Annotated in this window: 18 protein-coding genes and 1 pseudogene; 7 read left to right on the top strand and 12 right to left on the bottom strand. The window is 60.4% G+C overall.

Translation table 11 applies throughout. The features are described from left to right. The first annotated feature begins 34 nt into the window (after nucleotides 1-34). Entirely contained in the window at nucleotides 35-934 is a 900-nt protein-coding gene (locus IIC71_01745) for a hypothetical protein (protein MCH7667917.1), read from the top strand. Nucleotides 935-977: 43 nt separating this feature from the next. On the opposite strand, the gene rimM is transcribed toward IIC71_01745, so the two are convergent. The 4 genes from rimM to ffh are packed head-to-tail and all read right to left on the bottom strand — an operon-like array spanning nucleotide 978 to nucleotide 3,572. Further along, nucleotides 978-1,520 (bottom strand): 16S rRNA processing protein RimM, encoded by a 543-nt coding sequence (gene rimM, locus IIC71_01740; GenBank protein MCH7667916.1) that lies wholly within the window; start codon nucleotides 1,518-1,520, stop codon nucleotides 978-980. Nucleotides 1,521-1,530: 10 nt separating this feature from the next. Beyond that, the gene (locus tag IIC71_01735) at nucleotides 1,531-1,782 is read right to left on the bottom strand and encodes a KH domain-containing protein (GenBank protein ID MCH7667915.1); all 252 of its coding nucleotides are present in this window, start codon (nucleotides 1,780-1,782) and stop codon (nucleotides 1,531-1,533) included. Continuing rightward, entirely contained in the window at nucleotides 1,779-2,225 is a 447-nt protein-coding gene (gene rpsP / locus IIC71_01730; protein ID MCH7667914.1) for a 30S ribosomal protein S16, read from the bottom strand. The genes IIC71_01735 and rpsP overlap by 4 nt, the downstream gene beginning before the upstream one ends. Before the next feature lie 6 nt (nucleotides 2,226-2,231). Next, nucleotides 2,232-3,572, bottom strand: a complete 1,341-nt coding sequence (ffh, locus tag IIC71_01725) for a signal recognition particle protein (GenBank protein ID MCH7667913.1) — start codon at nucleotides 3,570-3,572, stop codon at nucleotides 2,232-2,234. An 82-nt stretch (nucleotides 3,573-3,654) separates the two neighbouring features. Between ffh and upp the strand changes: the two genes are divergently transcribed. From upp to IIC71_01710, 3 genes are all read left to right on the top strand, one after another. Continuing rightward, nucleotides 3,655-4,275, top strand: coding sequence for a uracil phosphoribosyltransferase (gene upp / locus IIC71_01720; GenBank protein ID MCH7667912.1), 621 nt, complete (start codon nucleotides 3,655-3,657; stop codon nucleotides 4,273-4,275). 36 nt (nucleotides 4,276-4,311) lie between these two features. Further along, entirely contained in the window at nucleotides 4,312-4,593 is a 282-nt protein-coding gene (locus tag IIC71_01715; protein ID MCH7667911.1) for an MGMT family protein, read from the top strand. A 69-nt stretch (nucleotides 4,594-4,662) separates the two neighbouring features. After that, the gene (locus tag IIC71_01710; GenBank protein MCH7667910.1) at nucleotides 4,663-5,961 is read left to right on the top strand and encodes a thymidine phosphorylase; all 1,299 of its coding nucleotides are present in this window, start codon (nucleotides 4,663-4,665) and stop codon (nucleotides 5,959-5,961) included. A 12-nt stretch (nucleotides 5,962-5,973) separates the two neighbouring features. On the opposite strand, the gene IIC71_01705 is transcribed toward IIC71_01710, so the two are convergent. Further along, entirely contained in the window at nucleotides 5,974-6,342 is a 369-nt protein-coding gene (locus tag IIC71_01705; GenBank protein ID MCH7667909.1) for a nitroreductase family deazaflavin-dependent oxidoreductase, read from the bottom strand. Nucleotides 6,343-6,502: 160 nt separating this feature from the next. Here IIC71_01705 and IIC71_01700 point away from each other — a divergent pair, with 160 nt between their 5' ends. From IIC71_01700 to IIC71_01690, 3 genes and pseudogenes are all read left to right on the top strand, one after another. Continuing rightward, on the top strand, nucleotides 6,503-7,330 hold the full coding sequence (locus IIC71_01700) for a purine-nucleoside phosphorylase (protein ID MCH7667908.1): 828 nt from the start codon (nucleotides 6,503-6,505) through the stop codon (nucleotides 7,328-7,330). Between the two features lie 72 nt (nucleotides 7,331-7,402). Next, the gene (locus tag IIC71_01695; protein ID MCH7667907.1) at nucleotides 7,403-8,164 is read left to right on the top strand and encodes an electron transfer flavoprotein subunit beta/FixA family protein; all 762 of its coding nucleotides are present in this window, start codon (nucleotides 7,403-7,405) and stop codon (nucleotides 8,162-8,164) included. Nucleotides 8,165-8,170: 6 nt separating this feature from the next. Continuing rightward, a pseudogene (locus tag IIC71_01690) lies at nucleotides 8,171-9,109 on the top strand (electron transfer flavoprotein subunit alpha/FixB family protein). Here IIC71_01690 and IIC71_01685 read toward each other — a convergent pair. From IIC71_01685 to plsX, 7 genes are read right to left on the bottom strand one after another with little or no spacing between them, the layout of a single operon-like run. Further along, nucleotides 9,106-9,528 (bottom strand): DUF3052 domain-containing protein, encoded by a 423-nt coding sequence (locus IIC71_01685; protein MCH7667906.1) that lies wholly within the window; start codon nucleotides 9,526-9,528, stop codon nucleotides 9,106-9,108. The pseudogene IIC71_01690 and the gene IIC71_01685 sit on opposite strands and share 4 nt — an antisense overlap. Further along, complete coding sequence (locus IIC71_01680; GenBank protein ID MCH7667905.1) at nucleotides 9,528-9,938, bottom strand: cytidine deaminase; 411 nt, start codon at nucleotides 9,936-9,938, stop codon at nucleotides 9,528-9,530. Before IIC71_01680 ends, IIC71_01685 begins: the two co-directional genes overlap by 1 nt. Before the next feature lie 2 nt (nucleotides 9,939-9,940). Continuing rightward, on the bottom strand, nucleotides 9,941-10,963 hold the full coding sequence (gene ftsY, locus IIC71_01675; protein ID MCH7667904.1) for a signal recognition particle-docking protein FtsY: 1,023 nt from the start codon (nucleotides 10,961-10,963) through the stop codon (nucleotides 9,941-9,943). A gap of 24 nt (nucleotides 10,964-10,987) precedes the next feature. Beyond that, nucleotides 10,988-14,428: a chromosome segregation protein SMC gene (gene smc / locus IIC71_01670; protein ID MCH7667903.1), complete on the bottom strand. Its 3,441-nt coding sequence runs from the start codon at nucleotides 14,426-14,428 to the stop codon at nucleotides 10,988-10,990. 36 nt (nucleotides 14,429-14,464) lie between these two features. Then, the gene (gene mutM / locus IIC71_01665) at nucleotides 14,465-15,313 is read right to left on the bottom strand and encodes a bifunctional DNA-formamidopyrimidine glycosylase/DNA-(apurinic or apyrimidinic site) lyase (GenBank protein ID MCH7667902.1); all 849 of its coding nucleotides are present in this window, start codon (nucleotides 15,311-15,313) and stop codon (nucleotides 14,465-14,467) included. A gap of 8 nt (nucleotides 15,314-15,321) precedes the next feature. Next, nucleotides 15,322-16,017: a ribonuclease III gene (gene rnc / locus IIC71_01660; protein MCH7667901.1), complete on the bottom strand. Its 696-nt coding sequence runs from the start codon at nucleotides 16,015-16,017 to the stop codon at nucleotides 15,322-15,324. Beyond that, nucleotides 16,014-17,003, bottom strand: a complete 990-nt coding sequence (plsX, locus tag IIC71_01655; GenBank protein ID MCH7667900.1) for a phosphate acyltransferase PlsX — start codon at nucleotides 17,001-17,003, stop codon at nucleotides 16,014-16,016. The genes rnc and plsX overlap by 4 nt, the downstream gene beginning before the upstream one ends. Nucleotides 17,004-17,018: the final 15 nt, after the last annotated feature.

Raw genomic sequence — 17,018 nt, 5'->3', positions numbered from 1 at the left:
CGGCGTGACGGTCGACCGGCGGTAGGCTTCGGCCGTGAGACATTTCGCCAGAATTTCGGTTTTCTTACTCGCACTAACCGCGTGCGATGCCACGGGCGTTGGGTCTACAATCTCTGTCGAGCCGCCTAACACGGTTGCACCTATCTCGACCACCCATACCCCCGAGCCGCCGGCGTCGTCGACCACCTCGACTCTGCCACCAACCACAACCCCGCCGACCGAGGCGCCATGTGCGATCGGTGAAACGGCATATTCAGCTAGCCAAATTCTTGCAACGTTCGGCGCTACAGTCGGCGACGCCGAACGTCTCTCGACGATCCGCTGGGCGGCCTATGAAGACTGCGAGCGGCTCGTACTCGATTTCCTCACATCGGATGGTGCCCCTGCTTCAATAATGGGCGAAACAGCAGTTTCGTTGTTGCGTGAATTCAACGTCATTCGCGTTGCGCTCTCGCCCGAGGTCGAAACGACCCAGATCGACGACATACTGGTCGACACGGCCATGATCAGGAGGGCGTATGTGGTACGCCTCGCAAACGGCGCACTCATTGTGGACATCCACCTCAGCGGACCCGTCGAAGCGCGGGCCTTTGGTCTGCCAGAGCCGGCCCGGTCAGTGCTCGACCTCCGGCCGGCGAACAGTGCAGAGAATCTCGCTTACCCTTCGGTCTTCGACGACCTCGTGGTGTTCGTTGCTCCAAGCCGCAGCGGGCAAAGGTTGACGGTTTCTGGATACTCATGGGGTGGAGAACCGGTCGAACTCACCTACGCAAGCAACACGACAACCATCACACCGGAGACCGACATAGAAGCCAACGCAGATCGCGGCTGGTATTGGTTTGAGACGTCGATCGACAAAGATCTTCTTGAGACTCAGATACTGCGCCTCAAGCGAGGGGACTCCACGGTTGAGCTGCAGGTCAACGCCAACTGACTCGGCCTGGGCCACGGAGCGATTCCCAATCGGGCGTCCACCGTTAGTCCGGTAGATCCACGATTGCGCCGTCACCGATCAACCCGACTGGAAGATCCACTTCGACTCTCCCAGCGGCAAGATCGACGACGGGAACCAGTGCTGAGACAAATGGAATCTCCGCATGTGCACCGCTGTGCAGCCGCACACGGAGACGATCCTGGGCGGTCCCGACCAAGACCGATTCAATGACGCCAATTTCGTCTCCGGTCACGGTGACAACGACCAGGCCGGCGAGATCCTCGGGCCAGTATTCGTCCTCGTCCAACGTCCGGCGGTCCGTTGCCGGAACGAACAGCGACAGTCCCTTGGCGGCTTCGGCAGCGTCGCGTGAGTCAAACTCTGCAAATGTGACGAGATACCCACTCTTGTGGGGCCGCGACGACACCACCGCAATTTCTCGTGGGGGCGTTTCGTCGGTCCGCAGAACGGCACCTACGACGAACCGCGTTGGATCGTCGCTGATTGATACAATGGTGACAGCACCCCGGATGCCGTGGGCACGTTGGATGTACCCAACCTTTCTCCAGGCTGGCTCGTCGGACATCGACTGCCCGTCAGTCGAGGAACTCGACCTGGACTGCAAGACCCTCTTCATCACCGGCAGCACGGGCGACCGACCGAATGGCCCTGGCTACACGGCCGCGACGTCCGATGACTCGGCCCATGTCCGACTTGGCGGTGCGGACCTCGGCGACGACAGCGTCTGGTCCATCGGAGGCGACTACCACCTCGACGGTTTCAGCATCGTCCACGATTTGTTTTGTGATGTAGCTCACCACAGCCTCTACGATTTTTCCTTCGGTCATGCGTCACCTTCGCTTTCGGCATCCGAGGTTTCAGTGTCTGGTGTGTCAGTCTCAACGGCGGTTTCAGTCGCAGCTGCAGGCTCCTCTGATGCCGGTTCCGGCTCAGTCTCCACCTTGGCTTCCGGCTCAGCTTCGTTCTTGGATTGGGATGCGGGACCAGAGTCGACTGTGTGTATATCGCCCCTCGCGATTCTGAACTCGGTCCACGCGCCTGAAATCTCAAGAAGCTTGCGCACCCGGTCGGTGGGCTGGGCTCCGTCCTTGAGCCACTTCAGGGCCTTCTCGTTGTCTATTTCTATCAAAGACGGATTGTCAAGCGGTGCGTAACGACCGATCTGCTCGATGTACTTGCCATCGCGCGCTTTGCGTGAATCCATTACGACGACGCGGTAGACCGGCTGCTTTTTCTTACCCAAGCGGGTGAGACGGATCTTTACTGCCATGTGTGTTTACCTTTTGTTTCCGCGACGGCCACCCGGCAGCGACAAGCCCGGGATGGGGCTATTGCCGCTGACGAGCGCCTTCATCATCTTTTGAGATTCTGAGAACTGTTTCAAGAGCCGGTTGACGTCCTGAGGTCTTGTCCCCGAACCCTGTGCGATTCGGCGTTTACGGCTCCCGTTGATAATTCTAGGGTTGTGCCGCTCGGCCGGCGTCATCGAGCGGATAATCGCTTCGACCCGGCTGAGATCCTTGTCGTCGATCTCAACATCGCGTAGCGCCTGCCCGGCGCCGGGCAACATACTAACCAGCGATTGCAGCGGGCCCATTTTCTTGAGCTGCTGGAATTGCTCGAGGAAGTCCTCAAGATCGAACGACCCCTTGCGGAGCTTCCTCAATGTTCTATCAGCAGTGTCCGGGTCGATCGTGGCCTCGGCCTTCTCGATCAATGACATGACGTCGCCCATCCCGAGAATCCGCGACGCCATGCGGTCCGGATGAAACGTGTCCAGATCGTTGATGCCCTCGCCGGTACCGACGAACTTGATCGGGACACCGGTAACTTCACGGGCTGAAATCGCTGCACCGCCGCGGGCGTCACCATCAATCTTCGTAAGCAGGAGACCGGTGAGTTCGGTGTACTCCATAAACCCGGTCGCCACGTTGACGGCTTCCTGGCCGGTCATAGCGTCGACGACCAGCAGCACCTCGTGCGGCCGGGCGACTTTATGCACCGCGTTGAGCTCTTTCATCAGCTCGGTATCGATCTGCAATCTGCCTGCCGTGTCGATGATGACAACGTTGTTCGAGTCGGCGCGGGCCTGTTTCAGGGCTGCCTTGACAAGCCGCGCGGGCTTCCCGTTGCGATCGGCAAACACCGGAACCCCGCACTGCCTGCCGAGCATCTCAAGCTGGTCTATTGCCGCGGGACGTTGTAAATCGGCCGCAACCAAGAGCGGGCGCCGACCTTTTGACTTGAGCATGGCAGCGAGTTTGGCGGCCGAAGTAGTTTTGCCCGATCCCTGCAGACCAACCATGAGGATGACCAGCGGCGGAGTCGTCGGACGAAGGAGTTCAGCGGTCTCGCCACCCAGGGTCGTAATCAGCTCTTCATGCACGATCTTGATGATCTGCTGACCGGGGGTGAGACTCTTGGCGACCTCGTTGCCTAATGCACGTACCTTGACGCGCGCCAGGAATGTCTTGACAACTGCGACGTTTACATCGGCTTCCAACAGCGCCAGACGTACCTGGCGCAAGGTTGCATCAATGTCGGATTCGGACAGTCTGCCCTTGCTCCGCAACGCGGTGAACACATCTCCGAAACGGCTGGTGAGGTTCTCAAACATAGGCGGCAAGTGTAGGTCGAGCGGCACAGAACCCCGATTTAGCAAACGCGTTACGATTTAGGCGGCCCCGACCCATGGACGCATTGTGAACCTCACCGTTATTGACCATCCGCTCACCCGCCACTCACTCTCAGTGCTCCGCGACAAGAACACCAATTCAGAACAATTCCGCGCGGCAGCGAAGCGTCTGACATTCACGTTGCTGATGGAGGCAACGCGCTCTGCCCCAATGACCGAAACCGCGATCGAGACACCGATGGAGGCGACCGTCGGCTACGAGCTTGGTGATGTCGTTGCAGTTGCGGTCCTACGTGCGGGCCTTGGGATGCTCGACGCGGTGCTCGAAATGATTCCCAAGGTCAAGGTGGGTTTCGCGGGCGTGCAGCGTGACGAGGATACCGCGCTCCCCCAGGAGTACTACAACAAGCTGCCCAATCTCGCCAACGCACACGTGCTGATTTTGGAACCGATGCTGGCAACCGGCGGTTCACTGTCCTGGGCCGTTGACAAAGTAAAGGAATCTGGCGCGAGCAACATCACTGCCATGTGTGTCGTGACCGCGCCCGATGGGGTGCGAGCAATGTACGAGCGCCATCCTGACGTCCGCATCGTCGCTGCATCGTTCGACCGAGAACTTAACGACCGCGCATACATTCTCCCTGGGCTCGGCGACATGGGCGACCGGCTATTCGGAACTGTGTGACTGCGGCGTTGCACCGCGCCCTAGCGAGGGCAGATCGTGGATCGTGAACTAGCCTTCGAAGATTCGGCGATCGCAGTAATCCTGGCGACGCGCCCCGGTGACCTCATGACCTACGGGGAGGTCGCATCCGAAGCCGGGTACCCCGGTGCCGCCAGAGCCGTCGGTAGTTTGCTGCGGAAAGTCCCGGACCTTCCATGGTGGCGGATCATCTCGTCCACCGGACGCCTGCTGCCCCGGCTGCGCCAGGAACAAGCCGAATTGCTAAGGACCGAAGGGCATCGAATCCACAACGGCCGAGTTGCCCCTGATGCTGACTAGCCTGATAATGTGGGGCGCCCACGAACGACGACTTGTAGGGCGTGTCCGATGTCGACCAAACATTTCTCCATGGTGGAGCTCATTGCGCATAAACGTGACGGGAAAGAACTTTCCGATGAGGCGCTTGGGTGGATCATCGCATCGTACGTTGATGACGCTATCCCCGACTATCAAATGTCGGCACTGTTGATGGCCATATTTCTCATTGGCATGACAGGAGCGGAACTTGCCGCGTGGACCAACGCGATGCTCCACTCGGGCGACGTCCTCGACTGTTCGTCGATTTCCGGCAAGAAAATCGACAAACACTCGACCGGAGGGGTCGGCGACAAAGTCACGATCCCGCTCGCCCCCATGGTGGCGGCATGCGGAGTTCCGATCCCAATGATATCCGGGCGCGGCCTCGGCCACACCGGTGGGACTCGCGACAAACTCGAAGCCATTGCGGGGTTGCGGACTGCGTTCGACCCCGAAATTTTCATGGACTTGCTGCGCCGCAACAACGCCGTCATAGGTGGCCAATCGAACACGCTCGTTCCTGCCGATCGGTTGATCTATGCATTGCGCAGCGGCAGCGGGACCGTGTCCTCCATGCCGCTGATCGCGTCGTCGATCATGTCGAAGAAGCTCGCTGAAGATCTCGACGGCCTGGTACTCGATGTGAAGGTCGGGAGCGGAGCATTTATGAAAACAGTCGAAGACGCCAAGCTGCTTGCTGAGACGATGGTGGGCATCGGCGCGGCGCACGACACCGAGGTTGTTGCGTACCTCACCAACATGGACCAGCCCCTCGGGATCGAAGTTGGTAATGCGTCAGAAGTGCGCGAGTCGATCGACGTGTTGCATGGCGGCGGACCCACCGATCTCGTCACGTTGACATACCTCCTCGGCCAGGAAATGCTCGTTTTGGGTGGCAAAGCCGAATCGCATGACGAGGCGAAAGCACTCCTTGAAGCTGCGGTCGACTCAGGCGCTGCGTTCGAGAAGTTTCGCCAGATCGTCACCGCCCAAGGAGGCGATATTGCAATGGTCGACCACCCAGACCGACTACCTGTTGCCGAATATGCCTACGTGATCAAAGCATCCAACGACGGATGGGTTGCGCGCTGCGATGCATTTGACGTGGGTACGGCCTCGGTTCGACTCGGCGGGGGCCGCGCTACCAAGGATGCAGAGATCGACATGGGTGTCGGGATAACCGTGCACGCGAAGATCGGCGATCAGGTGAACGTCGGCGATCCGTTAGCAACCGTCAGGTATGCGGACGAGGAAAGGCTCGACGCCGCGCTGGAGGTGCTCAAAGGCGCCTGGACAGTTGGAGCGGTCAAGGTAGACCGTCCTCCGGTCATTCTCAGCGAGGTCCGTTGAGACAAAAGCGCATCACCGGTCACGCGTCCTGTCAAGAGTCAGTACGACCCTAGTGATGGCACCGCGCTTGACAACAGCGGTGAAAGGCCGGGACTTTCCGTAGAGCCAAACCGTCACCGCGGGATCGGCCTCGATGTTGCGAACCCACTGCGAGTCTCCGCGAACCGTGCTGACCACCAGTCGATCACCAAGGCGGGCGGCAAGCAACGGCACCCTGCGGCCAAGCGCCGACGTACGACCAACCGTTTCGAGAATGATCGCGCCACCACCGACCGGCAGCGGGTTCCCCAGACCGGCACGCACCGATGGAGCGACAACCTTGTTGAGCGCCCGGAGGGCCTTCTGGGTCGCGTCCGGCTCTGGATGACTCTTATGGCTCACAGCCGCACTGTAGAGACCTTGCGGCACCGCGATGTTTCCGCGGATTCCTCAACTCGCCCCCAGACAATCGCCCAGGCAAACGAACTCACGGTCGGGCTACCATCACCCGCCACATCTGCGCGAGTGCTTTGCAAGCCGAGCGGCGCCAAGGAGTTGACTCATGACACACAGCGCTTTACAACAAGCGGCCGCGGCAATTGCATACCGCACGCACCGACAGTCACACGAAGCAGCCATCGTCCTCGGCTCCGGTCTTAGCTCATTCGGCGCCACCCTCGAGGATGCGATCACGATTCCATTCGCCGAGATTCCAGGATTCCCGGTCCCCCAGGTGTCAGGACACGGCGGGGAGCTGGTCTCTGCTCTCGTCGGCGAGGAGGCGATTCTCGTTTTATCGGGCAGAGTCCACACGTACGAGGGATGGGACCCGTCTGACGTGGTGTTCGGCGTCCGCGCAGCAGCGATGGCCGGGGCGCGCACTGTGTTGCTGACCAATGCCGCAGGCGGGTGTGGCGACGGCATGGACCCGGGTGACCTCGTCGCGATCAGGGACCACATTAATTTCACGGGTCGCAATCCACTTGTCGGCCCGAACGACGACCGACTCGGTCCACGCTTTCCCGATATGAGCAACGTGTACGACCCTACGCTCCGCGACACCATCAGATCCGCAATGGAGTCCCAGGGTGTCACCTACAAGGAGGGGGTGTATGGATGGTTCCTCGGACCGAGCTATGAGACTCCCGCAGAAGTGCAGATGGCGAAACTCCTGGGAGCAGACCTTGTCGGCATGTCCACCGCTCCCGAGGCCATTGCGCTGGTCCACATGGGTGTTCGAGTAGGCGCTATCTCGCTCGTCACCAACCTCGCCGCCGGCATCTCGCAGAGACCCTTGAGCCACGAGGAAGTCACGGAGACCGCAGACAAAGCCAGAGAAACCTTTACAGCAGTGCTGACAAACCTCCTTCCCGATCTTGTCGGTCTGTAGAAACAGGGCTTTTTGAGCGCTCGCTAAAAGTTGTAACCTTCGCACCACCCAGCAGCCAGGAGAGTTGCCGCCATGAAAATCGCCGTCTGCGTCAAGCAGATTCCAGACCCTGCAACACCGTACGAACTTGATGCCGAGACGCATTTTGTGGTGCGCCCAGAAGACCAGATCATGGACGAGACCGACACATACGGCGTCGAGGTCGCTCTCCAGCTAGCCGAGGCCACTGGAGGCACGGTGACGTTGTTCTCAATGGGGCCAACCGGCACACAACAAGGAATTCGCCGAGCTCTTGCTACCGGCGCAGACAAGGCTGTCATCATCGACGACGACACGCTCAAGGGCTCGGACGCTTTAACCACCGCCAAGATCCTTGCTGCGGCGATTCGCCGCGAAGGTTACGACCTTGTGGTGGCCGGGACAGAGTCAACTGACGGATACACCGGTGTCGTTCCACAACAGATTGCCGAACTCCTTGGCATCCCGGCTCTGACGTTTGCCAAGAAAGTCGAGTCGATCGACGAAGGCCATGTGCGTATCGAACGCCAAACCAGCGCTGGTTTCGACGTCGTCGAAGCGCCGATACCGGCCCTCATTTCGGTGACAGCGGGTGTGGTCGAGCCCCGCTACCCGAACTTCAAAGGCATCATGGCCGCCAAGAAAAAGCCTGTCGAGACCTTGAGTGCGGCAGACCTCGGTGTTTCACCATCGCCTCAACAAGTCATTCGCAGCATCGAACCGGTGGCTGCGAGACAGGCTGGCGAGATCGTTGCTGACGACGGTACTGGGCACGAGAGAATCATTGCCCTGCTCGAAGAAGTGAAGGTGATCTAGGTGGCTGTTTGGGTTTTTGCAGACATTCACGACGGCGGGCCGGCAGATGGTGCGCTTGAAATGCTTACCAAGGCGCGTTCGCTCAGCAACGCGGTAGCCGTCTTCGCCACCGGGACTCTCAGCGATGCCGGTGCGCAGAACCTCGCCGACTTTGGTGCCCAAACGATCTACCAACTCGAGACTGGTGATCAGCTCGCGGCGCCAGCAGCGGCCCGAGCGCTCGAGTCGCTCATCGGCGAACATGATCCCGACATCGTGCTATTCGGCATGGACACGACCGACCGCGACACCGCAGGCCGCCTCAGCGTTCGACTTGATAGACCGGTTCTCGCTAACGCCACCGACATCACCAACAAGACCGGAGTTGTCGTTTCCAACGAGATCCTCGGCGGCACCCAACGCGTCCTCACGTCCATCGAAGGTGACGGAGTCGCGCTCGTTATCACACGCCCGAAAGCTTTTACAGCCGAGCCGGGTGGAGCCGGGTCCTCCGAAATTACCACCGTCGAGGTGGAAGACTCTGGACCGGCGGCGATTGTGACAGAGCGTCACGCCGAAGAATCTGAAGGACCCGATCTTGAAGCGGCGGCAATCGTTGTTTCCGGAGGCCGCGGTGTCGGTGAAGAGAAGTTCCCCATGATGGATGAACTCGCCAAGCTACTCGGTGCCGCGGTCGGCGCCAGCCGCGCCGTGGTTGATTCCGGGTGGGTCCCCTATTCGTACCAGGTTGGGCAGACGGGCAAGACTGTGAAACCCGACGTGTACATCGCATGCGGAATCTCGGGCGCCATGCAGCACGTGGTCGGAATGAAAGACTCCACCACAATCATTGCAATCAACAAGGACGAAGAGGCCCCAATCTTCGGCCTCGCCGACCTCGGCATTGTCGGCGACGTCCACACAGTGATCCCAGCCCTCATCGAAGCACTCAAAGCTCGCGGCTAGCGCGGCCAGCTCGGTCGGTTTTCTTTGCGGACAACGAACCGCAGACCTGACCAGGTGTCGTCGATCGCGCAGATCTTGTTGTCGACGAGTCCGAGTGTGAGACCGCTGTGTCGTACAACATCGAAGTTCAGCTCGGTCGCCATGCCTGATGCCTTCTTGGGCCACCCAATCCAGGCACCACCGGCGGATGGCATTTTCGCCATTGCGCGTGCCAGCGCGACTCGTAGATCATCTTCGGTGAGACAGAACGATACCGAAACATCCCACACGGATGTCCGCCCATCAACGATGTGAGCACCGGGTGGGAGCTGACCGAGTGTGTCGACGAAGTCAACTGGAGCGTTGCTCAGGCCGACTGCGTGGTCATCCTTGATGCCGAGCTTCTTGGCGAGCGGAGTACCTGAGTACCCGGCGGCCACTAGACACTCGCCCCGGCAATATCGTCGGGGCCAAAGCTGTTCGGCAGTAACTCCGCCAGTGGCACCGGGAGGGCGGCCCGGTCCGACGCCTCAACGATGACGGTCTCGACTTCGAACTCGCGCAGAATTTGTCGGCAGTTCCCACACGGCCAGCATGGTGCAGCGTTTGGTGAACTGACCGCGATTGCGACGAGTTTGCCGGCACCGGCGCTAACCGCGCCACTAACCGCCGAAGCTTCCGCGCACTGCCCCGACCCGTAGGCAGCGTTCTCGACGTTTACTCCAACAAAGGTATTTCCATCCTCGTCTACCACAACCGCGCCAACGTGAAACTTGGAGTATGGGGCGTACGCTCTGTGCGCGACATCTCGCGATAGCTGTAGCAATTTGTCTGCATCAGCGGGTGACATGCTCAAGCTCCGATCAGTGCATCCACAAAGTCTTCGGGGGAAAAGGCTACGAGGTCGTCGACCTGTTCGCCAACACCAATGAACTTGATCGGTATGTCGAGCTCCTGTTCGACAGCTATGGCGACGCCGCCGCGCGAGGTGCCATCAAGCTTGGTGACCACAATGCCGGTAACGGCTGCAACCTCGTTGAACGCCCTCGCCTGCTCAAGGGCGTTCTGCCCGGTGGTGCCGTCTATGACGAGAAGCACCTCGTCGATATCGCCGGCCTCGCGTGAGATCACGCGTTTGACCTTTGCGAGCTCGTCCATCAGGTTCGACTTGGTTTGGAGGCGACCTGCAGTATCGACGATCACTACATCCGCTCCAGACGACTGACCGAGACGAACGGCAGAGAAAGCCACAGATGCGGGGTCGACACCGTCAGCTCCGGTAGCTATCTCGATTCCGAGCCGGTCGGCCCAAGTTTTTAGCTGTTCGGCCGCCGCCGCGCGAAACGTGTCGGCGGCACCAAGTACAACCGTCTTTCCTTGATCGCCGAGCTGCGACGCAATCTTGGCGATGGTCGTCGTCTTCCCCGAGCCGTTCACCCCGACAACAAGTATCACCGACAGCTTGCGACCAAGGTTGAGGCCGCGTTCGCGGTTGGCGAAAATGCCGGTGAGATGTGCAATGAGCGCGGTGCGTGCCGCTTCGCCCGTGTCCGGGCTAGTGGATTTCACCGCGTCGACCGCTGCCGCCGCCACGCTGACTCCCACATCCGCAGCTACGAGCGTGTCCTCGAGATCCGACCAGAAATCATCGTCGAGCGTACCTCGGCCTATGATCTCGCCGAGTTGTCTCGCAATCACCGAGCGTGTCTTTGAGAGCTTGTCGCGTAGCCCGACGCCGCCCACGGTTGTTGACGCTTGCTGAGCGGTTCTCCTAGCTGGGGAGGCGGTCTTCGATCTGCCCTTTGATCGCAGGTACAGACCGGTCGCGACAACGACTGCCGTTATCGCGATGACAATGAGAACGGATTTGTCCACGGTTAGCTCCTGGCCGCGAGTGAGTTAGACCGACGTGCGGTCAAGCTTCTTGGAGAGCACACGAGAAGATTCGCCCGGCTCCATGGTCACACCGTAGAGGATGTCGGCGGCCTCCATCGTCTGCGGCTGGTGGGTGATGATGACCAGCTGAGCCGTCCCCCGCATCGTATCGACCAATCTGAGAAACCGCCTCAGGTTGGGGTCGTCGAGCGCAGCCTCCACCTCATCAAGGACGTAGAACGGACTCGGGCGTGCGCGGAACACTGCGAACAGGAACGCAAGGGCGGCCAGCGAGCGCTCGCCACCCGACAGCAGACTCAACCGGCCTACCTTTTTCCCCAGTGGTTGGGCCTGAATCTCGATACCGGACTCAAGAGGGTCATCGGGGTCGAGCATCCGAAGACGGCCCGTTCCGCCGGGGAACACAAGCGCAAAGTTCTCCTCGTACAACGCCGAGATCTCATCGAATGCTTCGCGGTACATTTCGACCATCTCTTCATCCAACGCCGCAATCACCTTGCGAAGCTCGCTCTTGGACTGTTCAAGGTCGCCAAGTTGCGCTTCAAGATGTTCGACTTCGATGGCAAGCTCGTTGTATTCCACAGCAGCGAGAGGGTTGATAGGGCCCATCCTGCGCAGTTGTGCCTCACGTGAAGCAAGCAACTCAACCGAGGATTCCCCATCACCGATCTGAGGCTCGGGCGCCGCCAACGCCTCTTTTTCAGACGCATCTGCGTCGCGGCGCAGGCCTTCAGCAACAGACTCGTGACGCACCCGTAGCTCCGCGAGCTCGACAGCAAGTGTGTTTGCCCGGTCTCTCGCCAACGTCAAAGATTGTTCAAGGGCGCGTTCGTTGGAGTGTGCCTGGGTGAGCTCAGTATCTGCAACACCGACACCTTCGCGCAAGGAGCGCTGACGCTCGCGAAGATTCTCAACATGGGCACTAACGAGATCGACGCCGCGACGTGCCATCGACTCCACGGTTGAAAGCCCCTCGATGACCTCGGGATCGACCGGCAGAGTGTCTATCGATAGGTGTTCGGTGCGGGCGGCGGCGAGCCGTGTCTCGGTTTGGCTGCACCGCTCAGCAATCGCGGCGAGTTCCGCCGCAGCTTGCTGGCGCTTCTCGCGAGCTTGGTCGCGGCGGCGGGCAACATCTTCACGGCGCCGGTTGAGAGCATCCCATGCATCCTGGCGGGACAGCTCCTCGCCTTCGAATTGTGCAACCCGGTCGCGCACTTCGCCGATCCGCTCGCCGCGGGCGGTCGCGGCCTCGACCAGGGCCGCCTGGCGCGCGTCTAGCCGCTCAAGTTCGGCGACACCCTCGGCCTGTGTTCGTTCGTTCATGGCGAGCGCCTCGGTCGAACCGGCGAGCCGAGCCTCCGCCGCCTCTAGCGCCTGCAAGGCTGCGCGGTGAGATACGTTGGCACCATCGAATGTTTCCTTGGCTGCGTCATTGGCCGAAGTTGCCAACGCAAACGCACTCTCAGCGACCTCGAGCGCAACCTTGGAAGCCTCGAGTGCAGCCGGCCCGGCGCCATCCGGTTCGGCAAGTTGCATGCCTGACACAGTCATCATGTCCCCTTCGGGTGTGACGGCGCGCAAGTGTGGATGCCCCTGCACGAGATTCCAACCGGCAGACCAACCCTCGACAAGTACCACGTCACCAAGAAGTTGGGCCGCGAGCCTACGACTGGCAGAAGCGCCGAGAGTGTCTACGAGAGCGGTAAACCCAAGGTCCTTCGCAACCGATCGGGCGGGCACGGAACCGTCGACGTCTCGATCCGCAACAAAAGACACGCCTCCCAATCCTTCTGATTTCAAAGACAGGATGACGCCATCAAACTTGCCGGCGTCGGCCACATAGGCGTCGCTCCACGGTCCCAAAGCGGCGTCGACAGCACGGGCCGCAGATTCAGGGACATCGAGTAGTGCGACGAGCGAGCCGGTGACACCGGCCGTGCGCACCGCTTGTTCGCGTGCCGCGGGATCGCCGACACCGGCAAGAGCGCCGGCTACAGCATCGACCCGCGCCTGCGCCTTGGCCACCGCGAACCGAGCTTCGGTGTACACACCTTGTGCCGTGTCGAGAGCGCGTTCAGCGTCGGTCCGTATGCGTCGAACGACCTCGTGAGCCGCCTGTACCTTGCCGACTTCAATATCGGTGTCTTGGATCGACCGAACAAGCTGCCGCCCCAACTCAATATCTGTCTCAAGGCGTTCCTCAACAGCGTCGCGACGACGTTCAACGTGCTCTGATTCACGACGATCACGCTCGACCGCGGTCTCTAAGGCGCGTAGGTCACCACGCAAGTTTGCCACCAGGCCCTCCACTGGGAGCTGTACCTGTTCGGCGAGTCCACGCTCTTCATCCTCGAACGCTTGCAACTGGACCTCGCGGCGATCGGCTTCGGCCTGCGCTTGCACTGATTCGGTTTCCGTGCGTTTGAGGCCGGTCTCAAGGTGGGCGATTTCCTTGTCAAGATCGCGACGTCGCTCGTCGACACCTTTCAGCCTCGATTCCAGCGCATAGCGGCGCTCGCGTGAGACTTGGGTTATCCGCTGCAGCCGTTCACCGACGGTTTCGAGCCGGGCTGCCGCCGATGTGGCATGCTCGAGTTCGCGCCCAACCTCGCTCGCTGCCGACCGTAGTCCGTCGAGGCTACCCCGCAGCGTTTCAAGCTGGGAAGCCTCGGACGCAATTGTTTTACGAAGGCCACCGTGATTCGTGTCCGCCGCGGCGAGACGTGCGGTAATAGCGCGCAGGGTGTCCCCGCCAATCCACAACCGGAGCGCACGAATATCGTCGCGAACGGACCCGTGCTGCTCGGCGGCATTTGCTTGGCGCTTTAGTGGGCGCAGGCGCTTTTTCGAGCCGTCGAGAAGGTCATGTAGCCGTTCAAGGTCAACGTCGGTCTGGTCGAGTCGACGGATCGACCGATCCCGACGTCCACGATGCTTGGTTATTCCAGCAGCTTCCTCGATAACAGCCCTGTGCTCCTCGGGGCGGGCGTTGAGGATCTCGCCAATCTGGCCCTGCCCGACAAGCATGTGCTGGTGGCGGCCGACACCACCGTCGGACAACAGCTCGCTCAGATCGAGGAGCCTGCATTGCGCCCCGTTGAGTAGGTACTCGCTAGTCCCATCACGGTACAAACGCCTTGTCATGGTGACCTCGGCAACGTCGAGCGGAAGAAATCCATCGCTGTTGTCGAACGTCAGAACGACCTCGGCGCGACCTAACGCGGGTCGAGTCGTCGTGCCGGCAAAGATCACATCTTCCATCTTCTCGGTGCGGAGAACACGAGTCGCCTGGGTGCCCATGACCCAGGCAATTGCGTCGAGGAGATTCGACTTCCCCGAGCCGTTCGGACCAACCACAATGTTGACGCCGGGCTCGAAATCAAGACGCGTGCGGTCAGCAAACGACTTAAAGCCGGCAAGGGAGAGAGTCTTGAGAACCACGGAAGAAGTGTAGCAAGCGAATTACACGGATGATATTCAGCCGGCCCTACGTGGCAGCCGTTGGCACCAGCCGCAAAAGTGGGTGGAGCGTTGGCGCACACTTATTTGGCGGATGCGACGGCCGCAGCTCGAGCACGAGTCGTTGGTCTTACCGTACACCGCCAAGCGTTCCGTAAACTCACCGGTCCGGCCATCGGGAAGCAGATACGCCATGTCGTTCAGTGTGGTGCCTCCCCAGGCGAGACCGTCGAGCAGGACCGCAGATATCGCGGCGTGGATTGCGCCGACACGCCGCGGCGTCAGTTGCTCGCCGCGCAACAGTGGGTGTACTTTGGCGCGGTGCAGAATCTCGTCGGCGTAGATATTCCCGATGCCTGCAATGATTCGTTGATCAAGCAAGAGCGCCTTCATCGGCGACCGGCTTCTCCCCCACGCCGCATGAAGCTCCTTCGCGGTGGGAAGATCGTTCAAAGCGTCGCGGCCGATGGTGTCGAAAATCAACGGCCGCTCATCGACGTCTAGAGCAACAACAAACCCAAAGGTTCGCGGGTCCACAAATCGGATCTGCTCACCGGCGGCCGTCGTCAGCACCATCTGGGTGTGGTCAACCATCGGTGCCGACTCATTGGGGTGGTGCTGAAGGTGGCCCGACATACCAAGATGAATCACCAGCATCATCTCGTTCGACAAGCCGATCTCGATAAACTTGCCTAGCCGCCCAACCTTGTCAACGGTGCTCCCGACAACACGCTGTACAAACAGTTCGGGTATCGGTTGGCGCCGCAAAACTCGAGCTCGCCCTATTTGCACGGCGATGATCTTACGTCCGAGAAGCACCGGCTCGATCAGCCTCCGGGTTGTCTCAACTTCAGGGAGTTCAGGCACGGGGCATATCAGCCGGCGGACAGCGTCGTCGCGGCAACCTGAGCCGCTGCCTGTTCGGCACGCTTCTTCGATGAGCCCTTGCCACTGCCCAAGAGGGCATCATCAACAAACACCTGCGCCACAAAGTCCTTCCGGTGCTCTGGACCTGACTCCGTGACCTCGTACCGTGGGAGTTTTCCATCCTGGGCAAGCGCCTCCTGGAGACGAGTTTTGTAGTCCCGCATGCCGGGAGCCGAAGCCCGCTCGGCTATCAACACCGTCCAGTGAAGACGAACAAGCTCGGATGCTCGCTCGAAGCCGGCCTCTATGTAGATCGCGCCCAGGACGGACTCCACGACGTCCGACAAGATCGAGTTCTTGCCCCTGCCTCCGGTTTGTTCTTCGCCTTTGCCAAGGACCAGCACGTCGGGTAAACGCCACGTTCGCGCCACCACGGCGAGACTCACTTCACTCACGACCACCGCCCGAATCTTTGCCATATGACCCTCGGCCAACTCGGGATACTCTGCGTAGAGGTCGTGCGTGACCGCGAGCTGCAGAACGGCGTCACCGAGAAATTCCAAGCGCTCGTACGAATCCCTTCCTTGATTTTCAGCGATGTAGGACCGGTGCGTCAACGCCCTCTCAAGCAAGTCCTTGTTTTCGAACCGATACCCCACTGCGTCTTCGAACGCACTCCGTGCAGTTCCGTCGATCGGCGTCATCCCGCTAAAGCGCCCATCTGCGCCAACCCCTTTTCGATGTGCCCAGGAAGATCGGTTGCGACGCCCTCGGCAGCAAGCCGGCACGCAGAAGCAACCGCGGCGACGTTAGAAGATCCGTGTGCAACGACGGCAACACCCTTCGTCCCCAGCAGCGGAGCCCCACCATTTTCATCCACCGCAAGTCCGTTGGCCAGGTCTTTGAGTGCGTCCAATACCCGGTCGCCGTCGTCGAGGTGCAAGTCCGTGACAGTCTGAAGCACGAGGCCGAGAACAAGCTTGGCAATCGCCTCGGAAGTCTTGAGAACCACATTTCCGGTGAACCCGTCGGTGACGAAAACGTCGACGGTCCCCCCGATCAGATCTGTTCCCTCGACGTTCCCGATGAAGTTGATACCAGCGGTCTCTCGTAGCAGACCTAGCGTCTCCTTCTCAAGATCGCGGCCCTTAGAGTCCTCAGTGCCGATGTTGAGCAAGCCGATGCGCGGCTCTGCAATGTCGTTGTGGCTCTGCGCAAGCGCCGATCCCATGATCGCGAACTGAATCAGGTGCTCGGGTCGAACCTGCACGTTGGCGCCACCATCAAGGAGTATCGGACCGTGCGGAAACAGCGTCGCAAGCGCAGGTCGTCCAATACCTTTGAATCGGCCTATAACGAGCGCCGCGGCAGCCATCGTGGCACCGGTCGATCCGGTTGAGACGAACCCGCCGACCTCGCCCGACGCAACGAGTTTGGCGGCTACCAGCACCGAAGCGTCCTTCTTCTGGCGCAGTGCCCGTGCGGGGTCATCGGTCATCTCAATGACATCGCTGGCGTGCACGATCTGCAAATCGGCGTCGACTTGATCGACAAGCGGGGAGAGTTGTGATTCGTCGCCGACGAGCACAATCTCAATCCCCTCGTCGGCAACACGGGCGGCCCCCAGGACGAGGTTCTCCGGTCCGTGGTCGCCCCCCATTGCATCAAGGGCGATTGTCGCTTTATACACTAGAGCAGCTTCCTG

It is taken from the genome of Acidobacteriota bacterium, from assembly GCA_022562055.1.
In the GTDB taxonomy this organism is placed as follows: Bacteria; Actinomycetota; Acidimicrobiia; order Spongiisociales; family UBA5794; genus BMS3BBIN02.
Note: the sequence above shows the minus strand (reverse complement) of the source record. Positions and strands in the feature narration are given on the sequence as shown.

Coding starts and splice junctions, on each gene's coding strand:
- rpsP (MCH7667914.1), bottom strand. CDS start 2,225: ATGGCAGTAAAGATCCGTCTCACCCGCTTGGGTAAGAAAAAGCAGCCG.
- rimM (MCH7667916.1), bottom strand. CDS start 1,520: ATGTCCGACGAGCCAGCCTGGAGAAAGGTTGGGTACATCCAACGTGCC.
- rnc (MCH7667901.1), bottom strand. CDS start 16,017: ATGACGCCGATCGACGGAACTGCACGGAGTGCGTTCGAAGACGCAGTG.
- IIC71_01735 (MCH7667915.1), bottom strand. CDS start 1,782: ATGACCGAAGGAAAAATCGTAGAGGCTGTGGTGAGCTACATCACAAAA.
- IIC71_01700 (MCH7667908.1), top strand. CDS start 6,503: ATGACACACAGCGCTTTACAACAAGCGGCCGCGGCAATTGCATACCGC.
- IIC71_01710 (MCH7667910.1), top strand. CDS start 4,663: ATGGTGGAGCTCATTGCGCATAAACGTGACGGGAAAGAACTTTCCGAT.
- IIC71_01695 (MCH7667907.1), top strand. CDS start 7,403: ATGAAAATCGCCGTCTGCGTCAAGCAGATTCCAGACCCTGCAACACCG.
- ffh (MCH7667913.1), bottom strand. CDS start 3,572: ATGTTTGAGAACCTCACCAGCCGTTTCGGAGATGTGTTCACCGCGTTG.
- IIC71_01680 (MCH7667905.1), bottom strand. CDS start 9,938: ATGTCACCCGCTGATGCAGACAAATTGCTACAGCTATCGCGAGATGTC.